The organism is Microbacterium sp. C448 (genome assembly GCF_000582705.2).
Classification (GTDB): domain Bacteria; phylum Actinomycetota; class Actinomycetes; order Actinomycetales; family Microbacteriaceae; genus Microbacterium; species Microbacterium lacus_A.
The window spans coordinates 1-2,947 of record NZ_HG779843.1 but is presented as its reverse complement, the minus strand read 5'-3'; the positions used below and the strand labels follow the sequence as shown (position 1 = coordinate 2,947).

At 71.0% G+C, this 2,947-nt stretch carries 3 protein-coding genes; 1 reads left to right on the top strand and 2 read right to left on the bottom strand.

Annotated elements, in window-relative coordinates:
• Both MIC448_RS16205 and MIC448_RS16200 read right to left on the bottom strand, forming a co-directional pair.
• A partial coding sequence (locus MIC448_RS16205) for a nitrite/sulfite reductase (protein ID WP_144238083.1) occupies nucleotides 1-1,568 on the bottom strand: 1,568 nt, incomplete at its 3' end.
• Between the two features lie 169 nt (nucleotides 1,569-1,737).
• Nucleotides 1,738-2,451, bottom strand: a complete 714-nt coding sequence (locus MIC448_RS16200; RefSeq protein ID WP_036302078.1) for a sirohydrochlorin chelatase — start codon at nucleotides 2,449-2,451, stop codon at nucleotides 1,738-1,740.
• A gap of 296 nt (nucleotides 2,452-2,747) precedes the next feature.
• Here MIC448_RS16200 and MIC448_RS16195 point away from each other — a divergent pair, with 296 nt between their 5' ends.
• A complete protein-coding gene (locus MIC448_RS16195) occupies nucleotides 2,748-2,921 on the top strand; it encodes a hypothetical protein (RefSeq protein ID WP_157813900.1) in 174 nt (57 codons plus the stop codon).
• Nucleotides 2,922-2,947 lie beyond the last annotated feature (26 nt).

Sequence of the window (2,947 nt, the reverse complement as noted above, 5' to 3'; positions counted from 1 at the left end):
TCGCAGTCCTGCGACGCGAGCCCGCCGCCGAGGTGCACCTGGTAGCCGGGCACCTGCTCGCCGTCGATCATGACGAGCTGGCCCTTGAGTCCGATGTCGGCGGTCTGGATGCGGGCGCACGAGTTGGGGCATCCGTTGACGTGGAGCGAGATGGGATGCGGGAGGTCGAAGCCCTTGAGACGCTCTTCGAGGTCGAGCACCGCCGCCGTCGCGTTGACCTTGGTCTCGACGATCGCGAGCTTGCAGAACTCGATGCCGGTGCACGCGATCGTGCCGCGGCGGATGTGACTCGGACGCGCCTGGAGCCCGAGGGCGTCGAGCTCCGCAATGAGGAGTTCGACGTTCTCTTCGGGCACGTCGAGGATCACGAGCTTCTGGTGGGGCGTCGTGCGCAGGCGCGTCGACCCGTGCGCTTCGATGACGTCGGCGAGCCGCGCGAGCGTCGGGCCCGAGACACGGCCGACGATCGGCGTGACGCCGATGTAGAAGCGGCCGTCCTTCTGGCGGTGGACGCCGATGTGGTCGCCGGTGGTCTTCGGCTTCTCGGGGGCCGGGCCGTCGGGGAGCGTGTACCCGAGGTACTCGTCCTCGAGCACCCGGCGGAACTTCTCGGTGCCCCACTCGGCGAGCAGGAACTTCAGACGCGCCTTGTTGCGCAGGCGCCGGTAGCCGTAATCCCGGAAGATCTGGGTGACGCCGTGCCAGGCATCCGCCACCTGATCCGGCCGGACGAACGCGCCCAGGCGCTCGCCGAGCCGCGGCGTCGTCGAGAGCGCGCCGCCCACCCACAGGTCGTAGCCGACGCCTAGCTCAGGGTGCTCGACGGCGACGAACGCGACGTCATTGATCTCGTGGACGACGTCCTGGCTCGGGTGCCCGGTGATCGCCGACTTGAACTTGCGGGGCAGGTTCGCCAGCGACGCGTCGCCGATGAAGCGCTCGGTGATCTCGTCGATCTGCGGCGTGGGATCGATGAGCTCGTCGGCGGCGATGCCGGCGACGGGGGAACCGAGGATGACGCGCGGAACGTCGCCGCACGCTTCGGTGGTTCGCAGACCCACGGCCTCGAGCCGGCGCCAGATCTCGGGCACGTCTTCGACGCGGATCCAGTGCAGCTGGATGTTCTGGCGGTCGGTGATGTCGGCGGTGTCGCGGCCGAACTCGGTCGAGATGCCCGCGATCACGCGCAGCTGCGCGGTGGTCAGCTGCCCGCCGTCGATGCGGACGCGCAGCATGAAGAACTCGTCCTCGAGCTCTTCGGGCGTGAGGGTCGCGGTGCGGCCGCCGTCGATGCCGGGCTTGCGCTGCGTGTAGAGACCCCACACGCGGAACCGGCCGTGCAGATCGGTCGGGTCGATCGAGGCGAACCCGCCCTTCGAGTACGTGTTCTCGATGCGCTCGCGCACGCTCAGGCCGTCGTCGACCTGCTTCCACTCCTCATTGCCGTTGAGCGGCGTGGTGCCGTCGATCTTCCACTGGCCGTTCGGTTTGGACGAGGGCCGAGGCGGGCGGACGGCAGCGCGCGGTCGCTCCGCCGCGCTGGGCGCTTCGGTGTCGCTGATGGTCACGGTGCCTCCGGAGGACTCCCGAGCAGCGCTCGGGCGGACTCTATCGAGCCCATTCCGTGAGGCTAGAAGGGCGGGCGGCGGCGACCTATCCGGATGTCACGCGGCGTAAACGTGCGTCACACGACGTCACACACCTTGCGGGCGGCGTCTTCGTGGATTCTTTGTGGATTCAGTCCGACAAGCCGCGCGCGGCTTTGTAGCGATCGACCACGAGGTCGACGAGCGCGGGCGACGGCTCGTCGTCGTCGAGCAGCGGGCGGGCGACCGGGGCGGCGCCGGCGAGCCGCACCGCGAGATCGTGGAAGTATCCGGGCGCCAGGAGGTAGGTCGCGACGACCACTCGCCCGCCGGCCGACGTGCGCGCCCGCGCGACGGTGACGGCGGCGTCGAGCCGTGGGTCGGCGGCCGCGAGGAAGCCCACCGTGACCTCGCGGTCAAGCTCGGCGCCCAGCATCCGTCCGATCTCGCGACAGTCGTCGTTCGCGCGGTCGTCGCTCGATCCGGCGACCGCGAGCACGACGGCGTCGTCTTCGGCAAAGTCGAGGGGCGAGAGGCGCGCGACGAGCGCGTCGACGAGACGTGAGTCAGGCCCCATGGCCGGTGCGATGACGACCCGGTCGCGGCCCGCGGACTGCTTCTTCAGGTCGACGCGCACGTGATACCCCGCCGACAGCAGGAGCGGGACGATCACGACCGGCTGCCCCGCAGGAAGAGCGTCGAGGGATGCCGCGACATCCGGCTGCTGCACGTCCACATGCCCGAGCCGCACGGTGACCTCCGGCAGCCGGGCTGCGACGGCCTCGACGAGCGCCGCGACGGCGGCCTGCCCGGCGGGGGAGGACGTGCCGTGCGAGATCGCGAGGAGCGCGGGCGTCGAGGTCACGTGCCCATTGTGCCCGCCGTGTGTGACGGGCGTGTGACGCCGGCGCCGGGCTCCGGCATCCGTTCGCCGAGCTTGTGGGTTTGCGCGCGAGCTTGTGGGTTTGCGCGCGAGCATGTGGGTTTGCGCGCGAGCATGTGCACAATGTCGCTGCAAAACCCACAAGCTCGGCGGAGAACCCGCAAGGTCGGCGCCACGGCGCGGCACGGTGGGGCGCCGGGGCGCGGGGTTCAGGCGGCGTCGGACTCGCGGCCGCGGGCGAAGCCTGCGTCGAAGCCGCGCTCGTACGCGTCCTGCGCGTGAGACCCGTGACCGTGCTGGCCGTGGGCGTGGTGACCACGGAAGCCGTGGCCGTGGCCGTGACCGCGGCGGCCGTGCCACGCGGCGCCGCGGCATCCGTCGTCGTACGCGTCGTGCGGGGCGCCGTCGGCGTGGCCGGGGCGACCGGGGTGTCCCGGGCGGCCGGGCTCTAAGCCTCGATCCACCGATGGGGAGGCTT